This is a genomic window from Streptomyces sp. NPDC004610 (assembly GCF_040609715.1).
Lineage (GTDB): Bacteria > Actinomycetota > Actinomycetes > Streptomycetales > Streptomycetaceae > Streptomyces.
Window position 1 is genome coordinate 1 of sequence record NZ_JBEXLA010000064.1, and the last position, 24,876, is coordinate 24,876.

Here is a 24,876-nt window from a genome sequence, read left to right on the forward strand (position 1 = left end):
GGACGGAGGAACTCCCACTCCTCATCAGACAGCTCATGACGACGTATCACCCGACCATGATCCACCACGCAAGATCAATTGAAGACACGCCCTAGAAGGCACCAGCACCGTCGACGAGTTCGCCGTACGGCACGGCAAGATCCAGCCACAGACCCGGCGCACGGTCATCACCCAGACACAGCCCTACCCGAACCACAACGGCGGCGACATCAAGATCGGCCCCGACGGCTATCTCTACCTCGCGCTCGGCGACGGCGGCTCGGGCGGCGACCCGCACGGCAACGGGCAGAACCTCGACACGCTGCTCGGCAAGCTCCTGCGGATCGACCCGAGGGGCGGCACACCGTACGCGATCCCGCCGGACAACCCGTTCGTGGACGACCCGAACGCGAGGGACGAGATCTGGGCCTACGGGCTGCGCAATCCATGGCGGTTCTCCTTCGACGCCGTCAAGGGCGACCTGTGGCTCGGTGACGTCGGCCAGAACGACTGGGAGGAGATCGACTGGGCCCCGGCGGACAGCGAGGGCGGACAGAACTACGGCTGGGGCCAGATGGAGGGCACCCATCCCTTCCGCGGCGGCACGGAACCGGCCAACCATGTGCCCCCGGTCCACGAGTACGACCGCACCAACTGGGGCTGCTCGGTGACCGGCGGCTATGTCTACCGGGGCCGCGCGATCCCGGCCCTCAAGGGCCAGTACGTGTACAGCGACTACTGCGACGGCACCATCCGCTCCCTGAAGTTGAAGAACGGCGAGGTGACCGCCGTGAACGACCACGTGGTCAACGGCGGCGAGCTGATCTCGTTCGCACAGGACGGCAAGGGCGAACTGTATGTGCTCGCCATCGGCGGCAGCGTCTTCCGTATCGACCCGGCGTGACGACGATTCCCGGACCTTCCCCCGCGGCTACCTACCGTTGTGGCCGGAGGGTCCGGGGTCGGGCGGCAGCATCTCGCCCGTCAGTGTCATCTCGCCCGTCAGTGTCATCTCGTCCGTCAGTGTCATCTCGTCCGTCAGGGTCCGGAAGACGTTATCCGCCAGATTCTGCGAGCCGGTGCGGGTGCCGGGCTGTGGGGACGCGGGCGGCCGGACCCCCAGGACGGCATCCAGGCTCTGGTGCATCTGGGTACGGAATCTCCCCATGGCCAGGCCCACCTCATGATGCGCGTATGCCCTGCCGAGGAACTCGGTGTCCTCCTCGGTGAGTTGGGCCGGGTCGTTCCATGACAGATACTCGGCGACCAAGGCCAGTCCCGCCGTGTACGGCACCACGTTCACGCCCCCCGGATTCTCCTTCGTCTCCCAGCGGTACACGCTGCTCTCGGCAACTTTGATGATTCTCTCGAATGCACTCGTGCCGATGCCGCCACGCAGCCGGATGCGCTGGTCGTAGGTGGCAGGCAGCGGTGGAATGGACAGGAGGGCCTCTATCTTCTTGCGGATCTTTTCCATGTGCACTGTCACATCGCGGTGAGTAAGTGCCTGCCGAAGGAAAAGCCTGTCGTCTTCCCGTGGGTTGGTCAGTTCCTGGTGTTCGGCGACCACGGCCAGCCCTGCCACATACGCGACCACCTGCTCAGATGTGGGCCCTGTCTTTGTCTCCCATGCATACAAGACCTGGTACGACACCTTGAGGACTCTTGCGAATTCGCTTCGGTTGATGCTGCCACGGAGGCGAATTCGCTGTTCGTGGGTCGCGGGGAGGGACGGGGCCGAGGCGGCGGGTTGTGCGCCGGCCTGGATGCGCTTCGATCTGCGCAGGACCGGTGCCTCGTCGCCGCCGGGGTGCTTTCGCTTCCGGGAGGGCTGTGCCGTGGTGGGTGGCGGGAGCGGGGCCGGGGCCGGCGGGTCGGTGGAGGCACCCGGCTCCTGCGTATCGTTCTCGGGGCCGCTCAGCAGCCGTCGCATGCGGGCGCTGATCTCCCCCATCCGGGTGCTCACCTCGGGGTGAGCGATGGCCCGGAGGAGAAACTCCGTGTCTTCGTCGGTCAGATCGGCTGCTTCGGTCTCCAGCTTGTACTGAGCGACCACGGCCAGCGCGGCAGAATACTTCGCAGCGCCTCTGCGTCGCGGAGTCTTTGTGTGCTCCCACCCGATGAGGCTCGACTCCACAACATCGGCGATCCGGGCGAATTCAGGAATGCTGAGGCCACCGCGCAGGCGGGTACGCTGCTCGGAACTTACCGGGAGAGGCGTGGGCAGCAGATAGGACAGGACGTCCGCGCGGATTTCCTCCATGCGGGCGCTCACCTCGTTGTGATTACGCGCTCGCTCAAGAAATTCTGCGTCCTCCGGGGGATTCTTCAGCAGGTTGTGCTCGGCAACCAGGGCCAACGCCGCCGAGTAATTCACCGCCATCGCCTCACTGACGCCGCTCCCGGCCTCCCATCTTTTGATGGTGTTGCCGGTGACTGAGACAAGAACACCGAATTCGGCGCGGCTGATGCCGCCGCGCACACGAGTGCGTTGCTCCGTTGTCTCGGGGATGGGGGGAAGCGGGTCGCCGGGGTCGTCGGCGTCTGTCGTGGTCAGGGGGAGCGCCATCCACTGGCCGGGGAGGTGGGCGAGCCAGATCTGCCGGGCGCCCTGGCTCCCATAGGTCGCGGTGGTGACGGGCCGGGCCCCGGCGACACTGTCGGGGCTGACGCTCAGGACGTGTATTCGCAGGTTGAGCGTATGGGCGGCGACGTACGGAACGAAGGTGTCCGCCTGGGTGCTCCACAGTCCGGGCGTTCGGACGAAGTGGATGAACGCGGGGCGGGGATCGCCGCCGGAAGGGGAGTCGCCGGCGGCAGTGTCGGGGGCGTCGGCGGGGTCGTCCGCGACGAGCCGATGCCGGAAGGCCGCCCATGCGCTCCCGGGACCGTCGTCGGACATGTCATCGGCCAGGTCATCGGCGAGGTAGTTGCGGATGTCGTTCCGGCGCATGACAGTGGGTCTGTTCTCCGGCATGTCCTGGGTCGCCAGGATCAGCGCCTCGAAGAAGGAATCGGCGCCCCCGACGGTACCTGTGAGTGTCCGCCCCAGACTTCTGCCTTCGTCGGCCAGGTGGCGCAGCATCCTCGCTGTGGGGTCCGTCTCGCTCGCCGACCACTGGGCGAGGGGCACCGCTTCGGCTTCGGGGTCGGCATCCATGTCGATATCTACGTGGTCATCCATGTAGATACCGGCGTCCATATCGATAGCGGGGTCCATAGCGATGTCCGCGTCGAAGTCGATGTCCGGTGTCTGAGCCGTGTCTCCGGTGAAGTCCTGCGTGTCCCACGGCGTCTGATCCAGCCAGAGTTCGGGTGGGGCCACGTCGAAGAAGTCGGTGAAGTGGTCCGTGGTTTCTGGCTGAGGTGCCGGGGAGAACGGTTGTGGCGCGGCGTCGTCGGTGAGGGGGAGGGCGGGAGGGGAGGGCATGACGGGCGGTTCGGGAGTGAGGTACTCAAGGCCATCGTCGTCGTCCCATCCGGTGACGGCGGCAGGGGCGGGTGCGGTGTCGCCCGTCCCCGACAGGGTGGGGGACGCCGCGAGGGGAGCGGTCGACGGTCCCGCCCCGGTCGTCCGGGTGGGGTCGTGGAGATGTACGGGCTCCAGTTCATGCCCACCGTCGGCGGGTGCCGCGTCGTCGTACTGCCGCCCGCGGGTCAGGCCCACTGCGGTGAGACGGGCGCGCACATCATCGCGGCGGTCGGCTCTGACCCTCCCCACGGCGTAGTTGAGGGTCGCCATGTCGTACCAGGCCCGGTCGGCGGTGTACCGGTGCAGACCTAAGTAGTCCATGACCAGGGTGATCACGCCCACATAGGGCGCCTGGCGGTGCCCGGGTACTTCTCCTCCGGTCCCTTTGTGCCAGCGGGCGACCGTGTTCAGCGGTACTCCGATGAGGCGGTCCAGGTCCCTGGCGGCGACGCCCGGGGCCAGTTCCCGGCGCCGATCCTGCGGCGGGAGGATCACCGCGTGCCGGTACAGGCGCGGACGGAGCGCATCCATGAGGAGGCGCACCCAGGGGTGGTCGGTGACATCGTCGTACCAGGCTCGCTCGGGACCATCGGCGTCGAAGGTGTCCGGATCATGGACCGCCATGACGAGGGCGAACGCCGCCGCGTACAGCGTCTGCCCGCTCGGTGACGCGTCGGGCCTTCCCCAGCCCAGCAGAGTGTCCCCGGTGACCCGGAGGGCGGCTGCCACGTGGTCCAGGGGAATGTAGCGGAGTATGCGCTGATGTGGCCCTCCCGGGGGAAGAGCCGGGACGATCTCCCCGGTCTGCGCCGTCACGTCCAGGCCCAGATCCAGGGCTACGTCCATGGCCTCGTTCGCGGCCTGCACGGGAGGTACGTGCGTCGGGGGCGGGGCGGGAGGTACGTACGGAGCAGGCAGGGCGGGAGGGACGTACGGAGCGGGAGGGGCGGGAGCGGCAGGGGCGGGTGGCTCGGGGCTGGGCGTGGCCGTTGTCCACGGGTCGCGAAGAGTGACCTGCCGCGGATCCCGGCCACCGTCGGCGGGCGGCACGCTGTCGCTCCGCTCTCCGGAGATGTGGCCCAGTCCGGTGAGGACGCTGATCACGCGGTCGCCGCGCTCGGCCCTGGCCTGCTGCACGGCCTCGTTGACGATCGCCAGGTTGTACCAGGCCCGGTCGGCCGGGTAGCGGTGCAGGCCGAAGAAGTCCATGACCAGGGTGAGTACGGCCACGTAGGGCGCCTGGTTGGGCCCCTCCGGATCCTTGGATCCACTCTGCCAGCGGGAGGTCGATCCGGTGCCGACTCCGACGAGGCCGTCCAGGGTCCTGGCAGCGACGCCCTTGGCCAGTGCCCACCGCCGGTCCGCTGGGGGGAGGACCACCACATGTCGGTACATCTGCGGACGGTGCGTGGACATGAGGGTGTGGATCGCAGGGCGGGCGGTCACCTCGTCGTACCAGGCCCGCTCGGGACCGTCGGCGTGGAAGGTGTCCAGGCCATGGATCTCCATGACGAGGGCGAACGCCGCCACGAAGAGCGGCCGACCGCCCGATGGCATCCCCGGCTTTCCCCATTTCACCAGCGTGTTCCTGGTGATACCGAAGGCGGCTGCCACCTGATTCACGGTGACATGGCGGAGTATGTCGTTACGGTCCCCCGGGGGAAGCGGTGGATGCAGCGGGGGGTCTGACAGGGGGCGTGACGGGGGGCGTTGTCTGCTCGGCCCGGCCACGGTTTCGTCTGTGTCGCGCCCGCGGCGGGCGCGGACGGTCTGGCGGCGGCTGGAACGGCGGTGGGGCTGCTCAGGAGCGATGTCACCGGCGGGGGAGAGAGCGGGAGGTGTGTCGGGCAGGAAGAGCGGCTCGGTGTCGGGTACGGCCGGCGTCCAGGGATCGTGGAGCCGGACCGGGTCCGGCTCGCGCCTGTCCTCGTCGGATTCCTCGTCGGACGGGTCCGCGCTGTCGGATGACCGCTCACTGTCGGACGGGGCGTCGCTGCCGTCCTGTTGTCCGCGGCCGTGGCCCAGTTCGGTGAGACGGGCGTCCACGTGGTCGAAGTGCTCGGTCCTGGCCCGCTGCACCTCGTGGTTCTGGATCGCCGCGTCGTACCAGGTCCGTTCGGGGGCGTCCTCGTCGAACCGGTCCAGCCCGAAGAAGTCCATGACCAGGGTGAGTACGGCCACATAGGGCACCCGGTTGGTGCCCCCGGGCTGCTGACGCCCGCTCTCCCAGCGGGAGACGGTACCCGTGGCCACCTGGACGAGGCTGTCCAGAGTCGCGGCGGAGACGCCAGAGGCCAGTCCCCGGCGGAGTTGCTGCGGCGGGAGGACCACGATGTGCTGGTACACGCGGGGGCGCATTTCCTCCAGATGGTCCTGGACCGCCTGGAGAGCGGTCACCTCGTCGTACCAGGCCCGCTCGGGACCGTCCGCGTCGAAGGTGTCCAGTGCGTGCACTTCCATGATGACGGCGAACACCGTCACCCAGTCCAGCCGCTCCGCTGCCTGCCGTGGGCCCCGCGGTTTTGCCCAGCTGATCACGGTGTTGTCGGTGACCCCGAGGGCCTTCCCCAACTGCTTCTGGTGGAGATTGCGGAGGATGGCGAGGCGTATGTCCGGTGAGGGAAGAACGGAGTCGGGGATCGGCGGCGGCGGTGGTGGCGCAGCGGTGCGACGGCCGGCGGCTCCATAGGTGTTGTCCCTCGGCGGGTCGAGGATGGCCGCGAGGTGGCTCCGCCGGTGCTCGGTGTCGGCCAGGAAGGCGCCGGGGGCGACCCTGCCGTCGGGGCCGACGATGACGGCACGGGTGTGGCCCGGCGGCAGGGCCGACCATGGATCGGGCAGCAGGCCGGGCCACCGACGGGGTTGATCCTCCCGGATCCGGGGGCCGTCACCCGTCTCGGACTGCATCTCCACCCAGTGCACGCCGGTCTCCGTGCGGTGAGCGGCGTAGGCGTGACCGGGTTCGTTGTCGCGCTGGGTGAGGATGAGCGCGGTGGAGCCGGGTTCGGCTGCCATGAGCGTGGTCTGGACCATGGCCGGGGATGTGACGGTGGTCCACCCCGGGCCGGGCGCGAGCCGCTGCTCGGCGTTCGTGGTGCCCACGGCCAGCGCGTGGTCCTCGTCGAGACCGAGTTCATGCGCGCGGCCGTCGCTGTCCCGGCCGATATCGATGTCGTCCACCGCCCGCGCGGGCGGGGCGGCGCGGACGCCGTCGCGGCCCGGCAGCCGATCGTCCTCCCGGACGGGGCCGCTGTCGGCGTACAGATGCCGGGTCAGGTGTTCCAGCAGGAGTACGCAGTTGATGAGGTGGAGGGGGACTTGGGTCGGCGGGACTTGGGTCGATGGGACTTGAGTCGGTGGGACTTGGGCCGGCTGGATCCGGGTCCATGGGGCCTGTGCCCGTCCCTCCCGGTCGGCGGTGTCGCCGCGGCGCTCGGCCATGGTGTCCAGGTACTCCCGGCGGGCGTCGGCGGCGGCGTTGTTCACCGCCTCCCGCAGGGCGGCACGCCGCAGTTGTTCCTGGGGGTGTGGCTCTTCCGGGGTACGGGTGGGTGGTACGGGGGTCGCCGTGTCGGCGTCAGCGCTGCTGTGGCTGTGGCTATCGCTGCTCGTGTGGCCGTTCCTGTCGCTGCGGCTCTCCGCCTCGGGAACGGTCGGGTACGTCGGTGACAGGGTGTCGCCGGTGTCGCCGTTCTCGCCGCCCATCCCGTTCGTGGTGGGCGCCAGTACATCGAAGAGCGTGCCGCCGGGGCTGAACGGGGTGGTGGTGAGGCTCTGCGCCCTGCCCGGCGCGTCCGGGGGGCCCGGCACGGAGAACGGGCCGGTGTCGATGTCGACCGGGTGGACGGGAATCGGTGTGAGCGTGGGGTGGTCGAGCAGGGGGCGAGCGGGTGGGAGGAGGCTCGCTTCCCGCGCGCCAGCAGTACCACCGCCGACACTGCCCGTGCTTGTGCTGACCGGTGTCGGGGCGGCCACGGAACCGTCGTCGGCACTCATCGTCGAGAGCGGCCCGACCTTCTCCCGGCCGATGCCCATGTCCCGGCCGATGCCTATGTCCCGGCCCATGCCTATGTCCCGGCCCATGCCCATGGCCAGGTCCATCTCCGTGGCGATGTTCAGGTCCGCTTTCAGGCCCAGATCGAGTCGAAGCCACTTCAATCCGCTCGCCAGCCGTTCCGCGCCGAAGTTGAAACCCTCCGCGGCCCGCTCGCTCGTCATGGAGGTCAGGAACCCGAAGGCGCTCACACTGACCTGCCCGAACGCGATCGCGTTGAAGATCAGCTCCGAGCCGACACCGATCACCCCGTCACCGATGCCGTCTATCGCGAACGCCAGGAACTTGCCGGTCCAGCCGCGCGGAGTGAACAGGTCCCCGACCGCGGTGGACATGGCCCGTACGACATCGTTGCCGAACGACAGCGGCAGCCGCCCGTCCAGCACCGACCTCAGTGAGTCGCCCAGGTCGTTGCGGGTGAGGTGGGCCAGGAAGGTGCCCGCCCAGTCCTCCCCGAGTTCCCGCGCCAGATCGTCGCTGCCCATGTCGTCTCGGAGACGCCGCGCGAAGACGGCCCCCATGTCGTCGACGAACGACTTCCCCGCTCCGACCGGATCGCTGTCCCGTGACATCCGGTGCGCCACGTCCGTCACCCGGTCCGCGAAGTCCCGTGCGAACGCCGTGTCCGGACCATCCGCACGACGGACGGGGGGAGACCCCTGGCCCGTGAAGCCGTTGAGGTCCGGATCCGGACGGAACCGCGGCACGGGGGACGGAGTGCCACCGACCGCATCATCCACATCGTCCGCGGCGTCCTCGGTGAGGTTCTTGAGGCCGGGCCGATTGGTGAGCGCGTCGTACAGCCCGTTGAACAGAGCGTCCCGGGTGCCCTTGCCCATCCACTTGACCAGGTTCTGCGCCAGCCACGACGCCCCGAACTGCACCGGCACCGCCAGGAACCCGGCCACCGCGCCGAACCCGGCCGCCTGCGCCAGATACGTGTTCCCGTACGCCGACACCTTGCCGTCCCGCGCCAGCATCCACTGCGCCAGCCGGTCCATCGCCACCGCCAGCCCGACCTGCAACACCTGCTGCGTCGCGATGGACGAGACCACCCTGAACACCAGGCTGTTCAGGATGTTCCGGTAGACCGCCCGCAGAAGCGCCTGCCGGATCATCGCCTCGACCGGATTCCAGATCGCCATGACGAGGGTCGTCGCGAACTCCACCAGGAACATCCCCAGCTGGAGCGGGATCATCAGATTCATGTACTCGACCTGGTACGCCGACTCCTCCGCGAAGTCACCCAGTTGCCGGGCCGCGTCCCGGAGCCCTTCCAGCGCCGCCTGACCGTCCGGCGAAGCCAGTGTCAGCATCGCCTGGTAGTACGCCGTACTGAACTCGCCGTCCGCCTCACCGGACACCGACTTGGCCACCTGCACCAGCAGTTCCTGCAACTGGACGAGGTGATCCGCCAGCTCCCGCTGCGGAGCCGACAGGTACTCCCGCATCAACGCCGAATCGGCATCTGGCATCTGCTGTCCGGTCAGTACCAGGAACAGACCGTTGAGAGCATCCGAAGCCATGGTGCGACGTTACTTCCGGATCTCCGGCCGGACGCGCAGAGCCTGGTCGTACCGGCTGTCCTCGGACCCTATAGGCAGTACCTCTACCCGATCGGGAAGCCCATCATGGTGCACCCGGTCGGCGGAGTGGGTCCGTCGCCCAGGTGAGAGGGGTCACCATGCCACCGCCGGTGACCTTGATGTCGTACTCTCCTCAACCGGAGCATCAAGCTCCAGCTAGGTGAGTGTCATGTCTGATCACAACACGTTCGCGGTGTCCCCGGAGGGCATCAAGCGGGGCAGCCGGCCGACCGACCAGGTGGCGAACCTCTGCGACAGAATCCTGACGAGCTACGACCGGTACCCGCAGTACCCGTCCAAGGCCACGTTCGACGACCACCGGGACCCGACGGTCAGGGCCGTGCTGGAGAAGGTGATCCCGATACAGGAGGGGATCTCGGACGCGCTCCACGACTCGGTCGGCGCCATTGCCAAGTCCGGCAACATGATCAATACCAGCGCCGACGACTTCCAGAGCCAGCAGGACCAGAACCTGTCCGACATCAACCGGTCGGGCAGGCACTGACGGAAGCCGGAAGCCGCAAGCCCTGACCGTGCCCACCCCCGAGCGGCTGGGCCGGCGCATCGCGTCGGCGACGGTGAGGGCTGCGGCGGCGCCGACGGCGCCCTTGAGGGTGTGGCGTCGGCTCAACGGACGGCCGGTCATGATCGAGAATCCTTACGGAGAGGGGGCATGGGCATAGGCGCGTTGTGCTCGGGTGCGGTCACGGGGACCTCGGCGGCGCCTGGGTTGCGGGCGCGGGTGAGTGGTGCAGCAGTGCGCGTGCGGCGAGGCCGCCGACGAGGCCTGCGGCCAGTGCGGCCGAGGCCGACCAGGCGGGCCAGTGGGGCAGGCCCAGGGCGTTGTCGGCGGAGAGGCGGCCGGGCCCGGTGAGGGCGAGCGTGGTGGCGATGCCGATGAGGATGAGGGGGTACTCGTAGCCGTCGTGCTGCACCCACAGGCCGTTGGGCCATTTGACGGTGAGCGCGACGGTCATCACGCCGCCGACGGTGGCGTTGATGACGGCGACGCGGTCGGCGCTGGCGGCGCCGAAGAACATCTGCGGCTGGTGGTCGACGAACAGCATCATCGCGTTGTCGGGGGTGAGCAGGTCGCGGCTGGGCGCGGCGGTGACGGCGTCGGGGTCGAAGTTAAAGTCCGACACGGGTGTTCCTTTCGAGGGGTGAACGGTGGGTGAGGTGGGGCGAGCAGGGGGCGGACCGCTGCCGGGGTGGGTCAGGGGCCGAAGCACGGGTCGAGGGCCGCGGGCTGCTGCTGGGGGGCGGCGAGGCCGCGCGTGGCCCGCCACTGCCGGTGCTGCTCGCCTTCGGCGACGGCCTGGGCCACGAGGTCGGCTTGGCGGGCTCCCGCCGACGGGGGCGGGCTGGCCTGGTAGCCGCCGAAGCGGGCGATGGGGCTCCAGGAGGGGCTGAGCGGCGGGAGGGCTTCGTCGAGGCCCTCGTGCTCGGCGGCGGCGTAGACGATCCGGCCGCCGCCGACGGTCAGGACCGCCTCGGCGTGTGTCCCGCAAGCCCGACACCTGGCGCTACACCTGGGACGCCGAGGACCGGCTGGAGTCCTGCACCACTCCCGACGGCACGGTGTGGCGTTACGCCTACGACGCGCTGGGCCGCCGAACCGCCAAACAGCGCATGGCCCCCGACGGGGTGACCGTCGCGTCCACGGTCCGCTTCTCCTGGGACGCCACCCGGCTCGCCGAACAGACGGAGACCTCGTCCGGCGTCACCCTGACCTGGGACTACGAGGGATATCGCCCCATCTCGCAGCTGGAACGCCGGCTGACACCCGACTCCCCGCAGCCGGACGTGGACAGCCGCTTCTTCGCCATCGTCACCGATCTCGTCGGAACACCGACCGAACTCATCGACGAACAGGGACACATCGCCTGGTACCAGCGCTCGACGGTCTGGGGACTGACAGCCTGGAACCGCGAGGCCGACGCCTACACCCCCTGCGCTTCCCCGGCCAGTACGACGACCAGGAGACCGGCCTCCACTACAACCTGAACCGGCACTACGACCCCGAGACCGGCCGCTACGCCTCACTGGACCCGCTGGGCCTGGTACCCGCCCCCAACCCGGCCACCTACGTCGTCAACCCCCACACCGCGATGGACCCCGAGGGGCTGATCTCCAAGGGATGCACGGTCCTGGGCGGCTGGTACGGCGGCCTGCTGCCCGCGAACCTCGATGACGACGGCAACCCGATGCCCACCGGCAGCCGCGAGGTCAACCACATCCCGCCCAAGGCAGCGTGGAAGGACATCACCGATCCGGGCTTCTACCGCGCGGGCAGACCGCACGACGAGCAGGAGGTCCGGCGCGGCCCCGCGATACGCATGGACCGCGACGACCACCTCCAGCTCTACAGCACCGGCTTCAGCCGCGAGACACAGGCATGGCACCAGTGGCAGCGGGAGCTGATCGACCAGGGCCGCCTCACCGAGGCCATGCGGATGGACATCGACGACATCAAATCCCGCTTCCCAGGCAAATACGACCAGCACATCCAGGACATGGTCGACAGTCTCCAGCACAACAAACCACTGCAGAAGATGCTCACCAACCACGGGTGGACAATCGACACGGCCGCCCTGCTCAATTGGCCCCCGACGGACCAGGCCGGTCCAGCACACACAGAAGGACCAGGATGCACATCGAGACCACCCCCCACGTCGGCGCCGGCGCGTTCCAGCTCGGGACATCCTTCGACGAGGCGATGACGACAGCACAGGGGCTGGGCGCCACCGTGAAACACAGCCCGGAAGGCAGCCGCCCACCGGGCAAGTACGTCGTCAGGCTCCCCGACCTCACACTGCGCATCGTGCTGATCTTCGACGCCGGGGAGAAACTGGACGGCATCGAACTGTGGCGGTTCCTCAACGAGGACGAAGACACCCACGTCGTGCTCGACGGCCTCGACATGTTCCGCACACCCAAGAAAAGCCTGCGCCGCGAGATCGAAAGCCGGGGACACTCGATCGACTACAACGACGCCGGCTTCGACGGCATCGCCGACTACAACATCATCCTGGCCAACGCCAGCAGCCAGGACTTCCCAACCGATCCACGGACCGGATTCCCGCTCTACTTCGACTACCTCCTCGTAGCACAGAACATCGCGCCCTGAGGAATCACGCAACCGAACTATCAGCGGATGGACCGAACTGTGCCCTTGCACGCCCCGCTGCCATGGCCATGGGCGGCCCACTGCCTGGATTTGACGCCCAACCGATCGCTTGTGACCCGTCCCGCTCTCCGTCGACGGCGGGCGATACAGCTCTGGATCCCCGGTTACCCGAACCGGCCTTCACCCGCGCCATAGAAGAACCACCGCCACGCTCTGTCCCCCATCCGAAAGGCTCGCGCCGCGAACCAATCCCACAACTGCCCACCCGACGGAGCCATCCCGCGTGTTCTGGCAATCGGACCGCCAGGCTGAAATCACCCGGCTCAGCCGCACAGCACCATGCCCGGCTCGTCCCGGCGCATCACCCGCAACTCATGAGGGTTGTGTGAACCTGACCTGGGTGTTTATGTGAAACACCCTACTTTGACCAAAGGGAACGGCACGTCGGAGGTCTTGGCGTGCGCCCGATAACTGATGCCAGCCTCCCAGGGCTCGCAACAGGGTTGAGCTGAGGACAGCTCCGGCCCGCCGCCCGGGGGAGGGACGACGGGCCGGGCCTACGCGATGGCCGGATCATCGGCGCGGGGCCGACGCCCTATGCCTTGATGTCCCCGAGTGCCCACAGGAACCGGTCCATGTGCTTGCGCAGGTTGACGTCGACCCGCAGATAGCGTGCGCCGAGTCCTTCGATGTCCGAGCCGTCCTTGACGATCACTCCGCGGGACAGCAGTTCCTTGAACACCCGGGTGGAGTCGAGGGCCGGGTCCAGGATCTCGGTGAGGAAGAAGTTGGCGCGCGAGCCGGGGACGGCCCGGAAGCCGTCGAGGGCGTCGACGCCCTTGGTGACGTACTCGCGCATCTCCACCACGGTCCGTACCGCACGCGCCACGTGCTCGTCGTCGTTGATGCCGGCGATACCGCCGGCGATCTGCGCCTGGCCCAGGTTCCAGGTGGGCTTGAGCAGCCGCAGAGGGCGGATCAGGCCGGCGTTGGAGGAGATGCCGAAGCCGACACGCAGGCCAGCCAGCCCGAACGCCTTGGACATGGTGCGCAGCACGATCAGGTTGTCGTACTCCCGCAGCAGTTCCATGCCGAAGGTGACCTCGGCGTAGTGGACGTACGCCTCGTCGAGGACGACCAGGGTGTGTTCGGGGGCTGCTTCAAGCACCTTGCGCACGTCCTCCTCGGGCAGGAGCCGTCCGCTGGGGTTGTGCGGGTTGGTGATGAAGGCGATCTTCGGGGCGGTCTTCCGCAGAGTCTCCAGGTACAGCTCGATCTGGGGATCGAAGTCCTCGCCCATCGGGACGTAGACGGGTCTGCGGCCCTCGGCGTTGGCGTAGATCCGGTAGAGGGGGAAGCAGGGCGCGTGCATCAGGACGGGTTCGTCGGGGGCGGCGAAGGCGCGGATCACCAACGAGATGACCTCGGTCTCCCCGGAGCCGCACACCACGCCGTCCGGGTCGAAGCCGTACTTCTCGCCGATGGCCCGGCGCAGTGCGCCGGCGGTCCAGTCGGGGTAGAGGTCGAGGCGGGCACGGGCCTCCTCGACGGCGGCCATCGCCCGGGGAGAGGCGCCGTGCGGGTTCTCGGCCGACGCGAGCTTCGCGACGTCCTCGGCCGGCACCCCGTAGGTCTCGACGACATGCTCGGCGGGCAGGCCCGGAACATAGACCTCGCCGGAGACGAGGGCGGTGGAGCTGGGGCGTATCACAGGACGGATTCCGTTCTCTTGTGGTGGGTGCGGTACCGGCGGGGCCGTGCTCAGACGGTGCGTCGGCCCTTGCGGAGCCGGCGCTCGACGGCGCCCGCGAGTGTGGTGAGTGCGTGGTTGATGACGATGTAGAGGGCGGCCAGCACGATCAGCGTGGGGATGAGGTTGCCCTTGAACGTCGCGAGGTTCTGGCCCTGACGCAGGAGTTCGAGATAGGCCACGTTGTAGGCCAGGGCCGAGTCCTTGAGGGTGACCACCAGTTGGCTGATGATCGAGGGCAGCATCGCGGTCACGGCCTGCGGCAGCAGTACCGAGGTGAGCGTCTGGCGGCTGGTCAGCCCGAGCGCCAGACCGGCCTCCCGCTGTCCCTCGGGCAGTGAGTGCACACCGGAGCGGACGAGTTCGGCGATCACGCTCGCGTTGTAGAAGGTGATGCCCACGACGGCCGCGAACAGCGGCAGCGCGGCGCCGGTGAGGTTCAGGGTGAACAGTCCGCAGTAGTAGGCGAAGAACATCATCAGCAGGACCGGCACCGCGCGGAAGAACTCGACAAACGCCCCGCACGCGACCCGTATGACGGTGATCCGCGACAGCCGCCCGAGCCCCAGCGCGACACCCATGGCTATGCCGAGGACCACGCTGATCGCGGCCGCCTGGAGAGTGGTGACCAGGCCGGGCAGCAGATAGTCGGTCCAGGACGAGATCTCAAGGAAGGGGCGCCATTTGGCGGCGGTCAGCTGATTGTTGTCCGGTGCGGCCAGGGCGCGCACCAGCACGGCCGCACAGGCGACGAGCAGCAGCACGGCGACGACCGTGAGGAGCCGGTGACGGACCCGGGCCCTGGGGCCGGGGGCATCGAAGAGGACGGTGGCGTCAGCGGGGGTGGTGTGCCGGGGCTCGGGGCGCGGAGACGGGCGGGGTGTCGTACGAAGGAGGGTGTTCATCGTCGCACCGCCAGCCGCCGGGAGAGCCAGGTGAAGAACATCCCCATCGGCATGGTCAGGATCACGTAGCCCGCGGCCACGAGGAAGAAGATCGCGTACAGCAGTGAGACATTGAACTCCAGCATGTTGCGCATCATCAGCGCCGGTTCGGCCACGCCGATGGTCGCGAGGACCGTGGTGGCCTTGGTCAGTGAGATGAGGGTGTTGCCGAGCGGGGTGATCGCGCCGCGGAACGCCTGCGGCAGCACGATCGTGGTGAGCGTCGGCACAAAGCGCAGTCCGATCGCCCGCGCGGCCTCGGCCTGCCCGCGCGGCACGGTGTTGACGCCGCTGCGGATCGCCTCCGCCACGAACGCGGCGTGGTAGACGGCGAGCGCGACCACGCCCCAGCGGAAGTTGTTGTCGGCGATCGAGGTCGGCGAATCGGGATCCGCCAGGCTGATGCCGAGGGTGTTGAGCATCCCGAAAGCGCAGAAGAACACCACCAGGGTCAGCGGGGTGTTGCGCAGCAGCGTGACATAGGTCCCGCCGGCCAGTCGCAGCATCCTGACCGGGGACACCCGCAGCACGGCTATGGCGGTGCCGATCAGCAGCGCTCCGAGCGCACCGAAGAACGTCAACTTGATCGTCATCCAGAACGCGGCGATGACGTCGTACTCACTCAGCAGGGTCCGCAGGGCATCCATCGGCTGCCCGCCCTTTCGTGCTCGGGACCTGTCCGGGAGGAGTGGTGCGGGCACCCTCCGGGGAGATCAGGGGAAACCAGGGAACGGGACACGTCCAGGTACACCCGTGTCAGGAACAGGTGGCCGTCTTGGGCGGGTTGACCGCGGGGTCCAGTTCGACGCCGGACCGGCCCTGGGTGTCGTCGAACGCCTTCTTCCAGGAACCGTCGGCGATCATGTTGGCCAGCGCCTTGTTGACCTCGGCGCACAGCGCGGTGTCGCCCTTCTTGATGCCGACGCCGTAGCGTTCCTCGGTGAACGTGTTGCCGACGAGCTTGAGTCTGCCCTCGTACTGCGGCTGGGTCGCGTACCCGGCGAGGATGGTGTTGTCGGTGGTCACCGCGTCGACGCTGCCCGTGTTGAGGGCCTCCACACACTTGGAGTAGGTGTCGTACTCCTGGAGCTGGACCCCCGTGGAGTAGTTGTCCTTGATGGACTTGGCCGACACCGAGCCGGTCACCGAGCAGAGCTTCTTGCCCTGGAGGCTCTCGGGCCCGGTGATGTCGGTGGTGTCGGTGCGGACCAGCAGATCCTGGCCGCCGACGAAGTACGGCCCCGCGAAGGAGATCTTCTTGGCCCGGTCCTCGGTGATGGAGTACGCGCCGAGGACCAGCTTCACCTGGTCGCTCTGGAGCATCGTCTCGCGCTGGGCGGAGGCGGCCTCCCTGAACTCGACGGTCGTGTAGCCGAGTTCCTCGGCCACGTAGCGGGCGACCTCGACGTCGAATCCGGTGTACGAGTCACCCTCCTTGAGGCCGACTCCGGGCTGGTCGTACTTGATGCCGATGACGACGGTGCCGCCCTGGCCGGTGTCACCGCCCGCGGCGGCACCGCCGCACGCGGTGAGCGACACGGTCAGGAGAAGGCCGGCACCGATCACCGGGATGCGTCTGTCCATCATGACTCCTTGGCTGTTCTTCGGGTGTGTGCAATCGCTGAACGTGGTGAGCCCATGGCGGTGGCGCGAGGCCGACGGCGGACGGGGTGGGGTCAGTGGGGGAGGATCTTGCTCAGGAAGTCCCTTGCCCGTTCGGTCCGCGGCTGGGTGAAGAAGGCTTCGGGCGTGCCCTGCTCGACGATCCGGCCGTCGGCCATGAACACCACCCGGTCGGCGGCCCGGCGGGCGAAGCCCATCTCATGGGTGACGACGATCATCGTCATGCCCTGCCGGGCGAGGCCCACCATCACGTCCAGCACCTCGTTGACCATCTCCGGGTCCAGCGCGGAGGTGGGCTCGTCGAAAAGGATCACCTTGGGGTCCATGGCCAGCGCGCGGGCGATGGCGACCCGCTGCTGCTGACCGCCGGAGAGCTGAGCCGGGTACTTGTGCGCCTGGTCCCGCACCCCCACCCGCTCCAGGAGTTCCATCCCGCGCCGGCGCGCCTCGGGGGCCGGCACCCGGCGGACCTTGACCGGGCCCAGGGTCACGTTCTCCAGGACCGTCCGGTGTGCGAACAGGTTGAAGGACTGGAAGACCATGCCCACGTCCGCGCGCAGCCTGGCCAGCTCCCTGCCCTCCTCGGGCAGGGAGCGACCGTCGACGGTGACCGTGCCGGACTGCACGGTCTCCAGCCGGTTGACGGCCCGGCACAGCGTGGACTTGCCCGCGCCGGACGGGCCGAGGACGACGACCACCTCGCCCTTGCGGACGGCGAGACTGACACCGCGCAGCACATGCTGGCCGTCGAAGTACTTGTCGACGTCGCTCAGCACCACGAGGGGATCCCCGGCATCGGCCAGGACGGCCGCAGGATCCTCGAAGTCGGTCAGGACCGCGGCGGGATCCTCGAAACCTGTCATGGCGCTCCTCCTTGGCACGGGCCGGGACACACGGCGGCCAGGCACGTATCACCTGGTGTGGGTGTGTTCGTACGCCGTCCGGTGCCCGAATGGCTCCGAGGTTACGAACAGATGGCCGCAGTTGTCAGGAGCCAATTCCGTCCCGGGGAGTGAGACCACCTGAGGTCCGCCCGCCGCGCCCCGCCCGTCGGCCGGTCCGCCCGGCCGCTTCCCGAGCCGCCGTGCTCAGCGCAGCCCCGCGTCGGCCGCCGACGCCCGCAGCGCCTGCGCGAGCGCGGTCACCCCGGCCTTGAGCGCGTCGGTGTCGAACCCGGTGTAGCCGAGAAGCAGCCCTTCGCGCGGGGCCCGGCCCTCGTGGTAGTACGGCGACACGGGCGGGGTGGAGATCCCGTACTCCGCGCACCGCGCAGCCACCTCGATGTCCCGCAGACCCGGCGCGAGCCATCCGGTCAGATGCATGCCAGTGTCGTCGGGTGCGACGCTGATCAGGTCGCCGCAATGGCGTGAGACGGCGTCGATGAGGGCAGCCTGGCGGGCCGAGTACAAGGTCCGCATGCGCCGGATGTGCCGGGGCAGATGGCCTTCGGCGATGAAACCGGCGAGGACGGCCTGGTCGAGGGTGGCCGGATGCCGGTCGAGGATCGCGCGGGCCGCGAGGTACCCGTCGACCAGGTCGGCGGGTACCACGATGTACCCGAGCCGGATCGCCGGGAACAGCACCTTGCTGTACGTGCCGATGTAGATGACCCGGCCCACGGTGTCCAGGCCCTGGAGCGCGGGGAACAGCCGGCCGGAGTAGCGGAACTCGCTGTCGTAGTCGTCCTCCACGATCCACGACTCGTTCTCGGCGGCCCAGTGCAGCAGCTGCACACGGCGGGCGACACTCATGGTCGAGCCGAGCGGATACTGGTGCGACGGTGTCACATACGCCATCCGCGCGTGCGGGCTCAGCCGGAGACCGAGGCCGACATCCATGCCCGCGTCGTCCACCTCGACCGGCACCACCTTGGCACCCGCGCCCAGCAGCGCGCTCCGGGCTCCCGGATAGCAGGGATTCTCGATCCAGACCTCGTCGTCCGGATCCAGCAGTGCCCGTACCGCGAGATCGATGGCCTGCTGCGAGCCGCTGACCACAATCACGCGGTCCGGATCGCAGTCGACGCCCCGCACCGCGTTGAGGTGCCCGGCGATGGCGGCCCGTAGATCCCGGTACCCGCGGGGAGTCCGGTACCCGAGCAGATCGGGCGCCGGGTCCGTCAGACACTGGTTCCACAGTCGGCGCCAGATCTGCATCGGGAAACGGTCGTACGCTGGGACGCCCGGGTAGAACGGCCGCGGCCTTCGCCACTCCACGCTCGGCATCGTGGGTGAGTGGGCGAGCAACTGGCCCCGGCGTGACAGCAGCCGCGGCGCCTCAGGCACCAACCCGGACCCGTTACCCGGCGACGGCCGCCGCCGCTCCGGCGACATCAGATCGTCGGGCAGTACCTGGGTGACATATGTCCCCGAGCCCTGACGCCCCTCGATGTACCCCTCGGCGAACAACTGGGTGTAAGCATTGAGCACCGTGTTACGGGCGACACCCAACTGCTCCTGCAGCGCGCGCGAGGCGGGCAGCCTCGCCCCCGGTTGCAGACGTCCGTCCAGGATCGCCTCCCGGAGCCGCCGGTACAGCTGGATGTGCAGAGGGTAGCCGGACTTCCGGTCAAGCTGTCCGTGCAACGGGGTCAGGTCCATAGGTGGTTCCCATCGACACACGGTCCAGAGGGGATGAGGGGAACCAATTCAACCACGGGATGTCCGAAAAGCGGCCGGCTGAAAGCTGGGCTTCTTAGAGGTCGTTTTCATCTGTGCTGGACGCTTATCAGTGGATTCTCGGAGTGTCGGGTTGCGACGTAGATGAGGTCACCAGGGCGGTTGGTGTCTGAGGGGTGGGTGGGGTTAAGGGTGGGGCGGATGGTGACCCGTTCCTGTCTCATCCCAGGATGCCCGGTCTTCGCGGCCACGTGCTTCTGCCCGCCGTGGTTGCGCGCCTGGGCGCACTCGACCCGCAGCGGTACGCCGGAAACATGGCGAAGCGACGTCCGTATCCGAGTGATCTGTCCGATGCCCGCTGGGAGTTGATCGAGCCGGTCCTGGCCGCATGGCGGTTCGAGCGCCGCGGCAGGGCTCTGGACTTCGGCCGCCCGCCCGAGCACGACCTGCGCGACATCATGGACGCGATCTTGTACATCGACCGCACCGGGGTCCAGTGGCGCTACCTCCCGCACGACTTCCCCCACTGGAACACCGTCTACGGCTACTTCGCCAAATGGGCCGACGAAGGCGTGTTCGCCCAGCTCAACGGGCTGCTCCGGCAGCTTCTGCGGGAGAAGGAGGGCAGGGACGCCGAGCCGACGGCCTGCGTGATCGACGCCCAGAGCGTCAAGACCTCCACCAGCGTCCCCGCTGCCGGCCAGGGCGCCGACGCGGCCAAGAAGATCGTAGGCAGGAAGCGGAACATCGTCACCGACACGCTCGGCCTCCTCCTTGCAGTACTCGTGACCGCGGCGAGCGTGCAGGACTCCGTTGCGGGCACCGGGCTGCTCGACCAGGTCGCCGCCGACCACCCCGGCATCCGCAAGGTGTGGGTCGACGGAGGCTACCGCCAGCACCTCGTCGAGCACGCCGCGACCCTCGGCATCGACATGGAGATCACCGCCCGCAAGCCCGGGACCAGGGGTTTCGCCCCGCTCCCGAAACGGTGGGCGGTCGAGCGGACCTACGGCTGGATCATGCTCCACCGCCGCCTGGCCCGCGACTACGAAACCCTCCCCACCCGCTCCGAAGCCGTCATCCACATCGCCATGACCGACCTTATGAGCCGCCGCCTCACCGGAGAGAACACCATCTCCTGGCGCGACCCAAAGAAAGCCACCAAATAGACCATCTCGGGATGAAACATCGGACGAAAACGACCTCTAAACCGCTCAGAGAGCAGAAGGGCTGACGACATGACCGGAGCACCGCTGATCCAGACGCGCGACTTGTGTAAAGCCTACCGATCGGCAGTGGAGACGGTGTGGGCCGCTCGGGAGGTGAACTTCGCTGCCAGCGCGGGCGAGTTCGTCTGCGTATATGGGGCGAGCGGCTCCGGGAAGTCGACCCTGCTGAACCTGCTGGCCGGCCTGGATGTCGCCGATACCGGTGACATCCAGGTCGCCGGTGTCGACGTCAGTGCGGCGGATGAGGCCCAGCGCGCGCGGCTGCGGTTGGATGCCGTCGGAGTGGTCTTCCAGCACCACCAGTTGGTGGAGGAGTTCACCGCCTCCGAGAACGTTGCGTTGCCGCTGGAGGCGCGCGGGGATACGTCCTCTGCTGCCCGTGCAGAGGCTGTCGCCCAATTGGCCCGCGTGGGTCTGGCCGGGCTGGAGGACCGACTTCCAGGTCAGCTGTCCGGCGGCCAGCGGCAGCGGGTGGGTATTGCCCGCGCGCTGGCCGGTGACCGCGCCGTGCTACTGGCGGATGAGCCGACAGGAGCGCTGGATTCGGCCGCTACGAGGGAGATGTTCACGCTGCTGCGGAAGTTGTGCGACGAGGGGGTGCTGGCAGTGGTCTGCTCCCATGATCCCCGCTGTCAGGAGTTCGCCGACTCGGTTTATGAGGTCGTCGACGGCCACCTGGAGCACCGCTGATGGCGCGGCAGCCGAAGCAGGCCGATAAGGGGACATCGGTCCTGCCGCAGCCATGGCTCGCGGCACGACTGGCATGGCGGCTGGGTCGGCGCCAGGGCCAATGGATTGGTGCCTCTTCAACGGTGTTCGTGGCGGGTCTGTTCACGATGGCCATGTTCATCGCGTTGTCGACGTTGTCACTCTCAGGTGCTCAGGAGGCCGATCGCGACTTGGGTCGTTTCGACGCTCTCGCGAGCGCCGAGATGGCGCTTCCCCCTGGCAGTAAGACGCCGGCCCCGGCCATGGCCGAGGCGGCGAAGCAGGCCGGTGCGAACGAGTCCGCCGCCTTCCTCACCGCGCTCGACGTGCAGCTCGCCGTTACTCCGGCACGGAACGTGACCCTGCTGGAGGGGAAGTGGAAGCCCAACCTGTACCCAGATGTGTACGAGTTGACGGCCGGGCGCTGGCCGCAACACCCGGGCGAGATCGTTGTGAGCGACCCAGGGGACGTCAAAGCCGCGGCCGGCCAGACGCTCACCGTGCTTGGTGACGTTCGGCTGCGTGTGGTGGGCGTCGCAGATAACCACTACACAAGCACCTCGGCCCTGCTCGCCGCGCCAGGCACGTGGAGCGGTCTGGACCCGAACCTCGCTGAGGGCTACCCCTCCCTGGCCGCACAGCCGTACCTGCTGTGGACCGGGGGTCCAGAACAAACCGTCATGGATGCGGTGGCAGAGACGCTCACGTCGTACAGCGATGGCTCCAGTTCACAGGAGGCCATGGGCGGACCGGAACTTCTGCCCGGCCCGCCGACCCTTCGGGCACAGTTGGAGACCAAAGCAGCCGATTACTGGATCGAGAAGTCCCCCGCCGGATATGCCATCCCCGCCGTTTTGGTCCCCATTGGCGCCGTGCTGCTGATGTTCGGGCTCGTCGACCGGCGCCTGCGGCGCACCACGGAGACCATGGTCTCCGTGGGGCTGCGGCCCGCCACGACGGTAGCGGCCGTGAGCTTCGCCTGCGTGGCGTGGTGCCTGGCGGCAGCCACCGCCGGTGCCGCTGCCGGAGTTGCCACCGGCTGGGCCCTACGGCCTCTCCTGGCGTACCTGCAAGACCGGCCGGCGGGAGATGTCGAGGGAATGACAGGCGCTGCTACGCAGCTCCTCGCTCTGGTCGCGACAACCGGAGTGCTGACCGGTGCGGGGCTGTTCCTGGCCCGCCGGACCCGCAGTGAGCAGCCTCACCCCACCAACACGTCACCGGCACAGCAGCCGCGGGCGAAGAATCTCCGCAAAAAGAGTGCTGCGACGGTTGTCCGCGATGTCCGCCAGCTGGCCGCGCTGGGCGTCTGGTGCGTCTGCACGGTCTACACGGCGACACTCCTCGACACCCCTTCTGAGGGCATGTTCCTGACCGCCCTGATCACGGTCGCGGTGGTGCTGACGTTGCCGGAGTTCTTCGGACTCGCGACCCGTCTGTTCACGGAGCGTGACGCCCGCCGCAGGCTGGCCCGCCGTCAACTGCAGGCCGACCGACGGCGGGCACAGGCCGCCCTGGCCGTCCTTACCGTGATCATCGGTGCCAGCCTGGGCATGCTCGCCCTTCTCGACACCCTGATCCGCAGCAGCGAGAACACCGTGCAACCGGATGTCCTGCCCGGCCAGGTGCTACTGGCGCACCGGGCCGGCAGCGCCTTCGCGCCACCCGAGCGGATGCTCGCTGTGCTCAAGGAGAGCAAAGTTCTCGAAGGCCTTCCCCAGGTGGAACTCCACCGCCTCTCGAAGGAGTCCGTGGATGAAACCGGCCCCGTCCCCAGCACAACTCGCCAGGGCAACGACGGCGGCATCCTAGCCGTCGACTCACCCGACGACGTCCCCGTCCTGACCGGGCGCCCCCTTACCGCCGACCAGCGTGCGCTGCTCAACCGCGGCGGCCTCCTAGTCTGGGCGGACCGCGACAACGCCCCGCCCTCCGAAGGACAGCCGACCCGACTTGTGGTGGCTGAGGACGACCGCGTCCTCAGCGAAACCCCTCCCCTGCCCTCCAAGCCACTGGAACTGGCACGCACGGGCTGGCGCGCCGGCACGGATGGGATCCTTCTCGTCGACACCGCCCGCCGCCTTGACCTCCCCATCGCCGTGCGGGGCCCGATCATGGTCGCCGACGCCGACGACGGCCAGGACGCACGCGTGCAACAGATTCTCCAGGACCACGCGATGGACGCGCGTGCCGCCTACATCCATGTCGAGCCGGAACCACCGGTCCCTGATACAGCGCTCTACGTCTCCGCCCTGGCCTTGGCCCTGCTTGCGCTCACCACCATCCTCACCGCGCTCCGCGGCCAGACCCGAGCACTGAAGACCTACATCGACAGCCTCATCGCGCTCGGCATCCCGCCATCCTGGGGCCGCCACATCATCCTCTGGCAGTACGCCCTGCTTCTGGGAACCGCCACTCTCCTCGGGCTCTTCATCGCCATCGTCCCGACCGTGGCTCTGGCCACCCAGATCTCCGGCTTCCAGCTCAGCATTCCCTGGGGACAGATGAGCCTGCTCCTCGCCGCTCTCGCCCTGGCCTCCGCACTCGCCGCAACCCGATCGACACTCGCTCTACGCCGGTAGGGGGACAGCGCCTTTCAACATGGATCGTTCTCAGGGAGAGCGAAGCGACCACCGGTCCAGCGGGCCCATGCAGTCGCAGCAGAAGCCGGTGCCGCACCGATGCTGGCCCGGGACAGCTCGTCCCCCGTGGAACCGTCGGCTTGGTGCGGTACCGCACCAAGCCGATCCGCGCGAGCAGCCACTGCACAGCAACGCGATCGTGGGGGATAGGTCAGCGGTGATACGGGCCATCTGTGATCGGCGCCAGTCGACGACTCCGCGTCCTCCACGCCCTGTGTACTGCACGGAGGCGCCGAAGACACCGCAGAGCCTGCTCAACTTCTCGACGCAGATACTCCCCTTCTCGCCCCTATGAGCCCGTAACACGATCATTATCGAACCTTCTTCAGGCGTCGCCAGCAAGTCAGGCCGCAGGCCAGAGAGATGAAGGCGTCGTGGAGTTCGGTGCGGCGTTCCCATCGGACGGCGAGGCGTTTGAAGTGGTGGAGCAGAGCGATGATCTGCTCCACGACGTAGCGGAGCTTGCCGAGGCCCTTGGTGTTCGGCGATCCCTTGCGGGAGACGACGGGCAGGATCCGCCAGTGACGCAGTGCGTCGCGGAGTACGTTTGAGTCGTATCCCTTGTCGCCGAGCAGGGCGGCGGGGCCGGCCTGGGCGGCCCGCGACGGGCGGGATGCCGTCGACGAGGGCGAGGGTCCGGGTGACCTCGACTGGCGAGATCTGGCCCCTGCCAGGGGCTACATGCCGGGAATCCTCTACCAGGATGAATGCCCATGAGGACTGAGGCATGGACGGCCGCCGGACACCCCACGGCCAGGGCCGGTTGGGTGGCGGTGTTACTGCCCGCGTCCCCGGGGCCTCAGCAGACCGGCCACCAGCTCACCGGACTCGCCCGTGCCATGGTCGACGAAGCCCGTCAGCGGATGGCGGCCGAAGGTATGCTTCCAGGTCGCGGCCGTGTCTTCCTTCTCGGAGTGCGCGATCGCCAGGACGCCCTCCAGGTCCACGGTCACGGAGCCACTCGCATCAGGCGCCGTCTGCCCGGCCACCTGACGTACATGATGGCGTACCTGGCCGGTTGTCTGCTGACACGCCTGACGGCCTGGGCCGGGTACTTTCGCGCTGTGCTCCCGGTTCGCCGTGCGCTGCGTACTGTCCGGGATGACTGAGTGTCGAGTGGGGGGATGAGATGGCGCAATCG

General features: G+C 68.4%; 14 protein-coding genes and 3 pseudogenes. 8 read left to right on the forward strand and 9 right to left on the reverse strand.

The window, feature by feature from the left end:
* Positions 1-91 precede the first annotated feature (91 nt).
* Positions 92-883 (forward strand): annotated as a pseudogene (locus ABZX40_RS39880) (PQQ-dependent sugar dehydrogenase); the annotation flags it as partial.
* A 27-nt stretch (positions 884-910) separates the two neighbouring features.
* Here the strand turns inward: ABZX40_RS39880 and ABZX40_RS39885 are convergent.
* Entirely contained in the window at positions 911-9,031 is an 8,121-nt protein-coding gene (locus ABZX40_RS39885) for a hypothetical protein (RefSeq protein ID WP_355748732.1), read from the reverse strand.
* 229 nt (positions 9,032-9,260) lie between these two features.
* Between ABZX40_RS39885 and ABZX40_RS39890 the strand changes: the two genes are divergently transcribed.
* Positions 9,261-9,596 (forward strand): hypothetical protein, encoded by a 336-nt coding sequence (locus ABZX40_RS39890; RefSeq protein ID WP_355748735.1) that lies wholly within the window; start codon positions 9,261-9,263, stop codon positions 9,594-9,596.
* Positions 9,597-9,795: 199 nt separating this feature from the next.
* Here the strand turns inward: ABZX40_RS39890 and ABZX40_RS39895 are convergent, their stop codons facing one another.
* Positions 9,796-10,236: a DoxX family protein gene (locus ABZX40_RS39895; RefSeq protein WP_355748738.1), complete on the reverse strand. Its 441-nt coding sequence runs from the start codon at positions 10,234-10,236 to the stop codon at positions 9,796-9,798.
* Between the two features lie 352 nt (positions 10,237-10,588).
* On the opposite strand from ABZX40_RS39895, the pseudogene ABZX40_RS39900 reads away from it, so the two are divergent.
* Both ABZX40_RS39900 and ABZX40_RS39905 read left to right on the forward strand, forming a co-directional pair.
* Positions 10,589-11,814 (forward strand): annotated as a pseudogene (locus tag ABZX40_RS39900) (RHS repeat-associated core domain-containing protein); the annotation flags it as partial.
* Positions 11,742-12,221, forward strand: coding sequence for a hypothetical protein (locus ABZX40_RS39905; protein WP_355748741.1), 480 nt, complete (start codon positions 11,742-11,744; stop codon positions 12,219-12,221). The pseudogene ABZX40_RS39900 and the gene ABZX40_RS39905, both read left to right, overlap by 73 nt.
* Before the next feature lie 595 nt (positions 12,222-12,816).
* Here ABZX40_RS39905 and ABZX40_RS39910 read toward each other — a convergent pair.
* From ABZX40_RS39910 to ABZX40_RS39935, 6 genes are all read right to left on the reverse strand, one after another.
* Positions 12,817-13,932: a histidinol-phosphate transaminase gene (locus ABZX40_RS39910; protein ID WP_355748744.1), complete on the reverse strand. Its 1,116-nt coding sequence runs from the start codon at positions 13,930-13,932 to the stop codon at positions 12,817-12,819.
* A gap of 50 nt (positions 13,933-13,982) precedes the next feature.
* Entirely contained in the window at positions 13,983-14,876 is an 894-nt protein-coding gene (locus ABZX40_RS39915) for an amino acid ABC transporter permease (RefSeq protein WP_355748747.1), read from the reverse strand.
* Positions 14,873-15,562, reverse strand: coding sequence for an amino acid ABC transporter permease (locus ABZX40_RS39920; protein WP_355748751.1), 690 nt, complete (start codon positions 15,560-15,562; stop codon positions 14,873-14,875). Before ABZX40_RS39920 ends, ABZX40_RS39915 begins: the two co-directional genes overlap by 4 nt.
* Before the next feature lie 109 nt (positions 15,563-15,671).
* Positions 15,672-16,502 (reverse strand): glutamate ABC transporter substrate-binding protein, encoded by an 831-nt coding sequence (locus ABZX40_RS39925; RefSeq protein WP_355748754.1) that lies wholly within the window; start codon positions 16,500-16,502, stop codon positions 15,672-15,674.
* 89 nt (positions 16,503-16,591) lie between these two features.
* Complete coding sequence (locus ABZX40_RS39930; RefSeq protein WP_355748757.1) at positions 16,592-17,401, reverse strand: amino acid ABC transporter ATP-binding protein; 810 nt, start codon at positions 17,399-17,401, stop codon at positions 16,592-16,594.
* A gap of 225 nt (positions 17,402-17,626) precedes the next feature.
* The gene (locus ABZX40_RS39935; RefSeq protein WP_355748759.1) at positions 17,627-19,138 is read right to left on the reverse strand and encodes a PLP-dependent aminotransferase family protein; all 1,512 of its coding nucleotides are present in this window, start codon (positions 19,136-19,138) and stop codon (positions 17,627-17,629) included.
* Between the two features lie 332 nt (positions 19,139-19,470).
* Here ABZX40_RS39935 and ABZX40_RS39940 point away from each other — a divergent pair, with 332 nt between their 5' ends.
* From ABZX40_RS39940 to ABZX40_RS39955, 4 genes are all read left to right on the forward strand, one after another.
* Entirely contained in the window at positions 19,471-20,325 is an 855-nt protein-coding gene (locus tag ABZX40_RS39940) for an IS5 family transposase (protein WP_355748762.1), read from the forward strand.
* A 69-nt stretch (positions 20,326-20,394) separates the two neighbouring features.
* Positions 20,395-21,075, forward strand: a complete 681-nt coding sequence (locus tag ABZX40_RS39945; protein ID WP_355748764.1) for an ABC transporter ATP-binding protein — start codon at positions 20,395-20,397, stop codon at positions 21,073-21,075.
* The gene (locus tag ABZX40_RS39950; protein ID WP_355748767.1) at positions 21,075-23,675 is read left to right on the forward strand and encodes a hypothetical protein; all 2,601 of its coding nucleotides are present in this window, start codon (positions 21,075-21,077) and stop codon (positions 23,673-23,675) included. The genes ABZX40_RS39945 and ABZX40_RS39950 overlap by 1 nt, the downstream gene beginning before the upstream one ends.
* A gap of 434 nt (positions 23,676-24,109) precedes the next feature.
* Positions 24,110-24,286: a hypothetical protein gene (locus ABZX40_RS39955; RefSeq protein ID WP_355748865.1), complete on the forward strand. Its 177-nt coding sequence runs from the start codon at positions 24,110-24,112 to the stop codon at positions 24,284-24,286.
* Between the two features lie 218 nt (positions 24,287-24,504).
* Here ABZX40_RS39955 and ABZX40_RS39960 read toward each other — a convergent pair.
* Positions 24,505-24,748, reverse strand: a pseudogene (locus ABZX40_RS39960) (IS1380 family transposase); the annotation flags it as partial.
* Positions 24,749-24,876 lie beyond the last annotated feature (128 nt).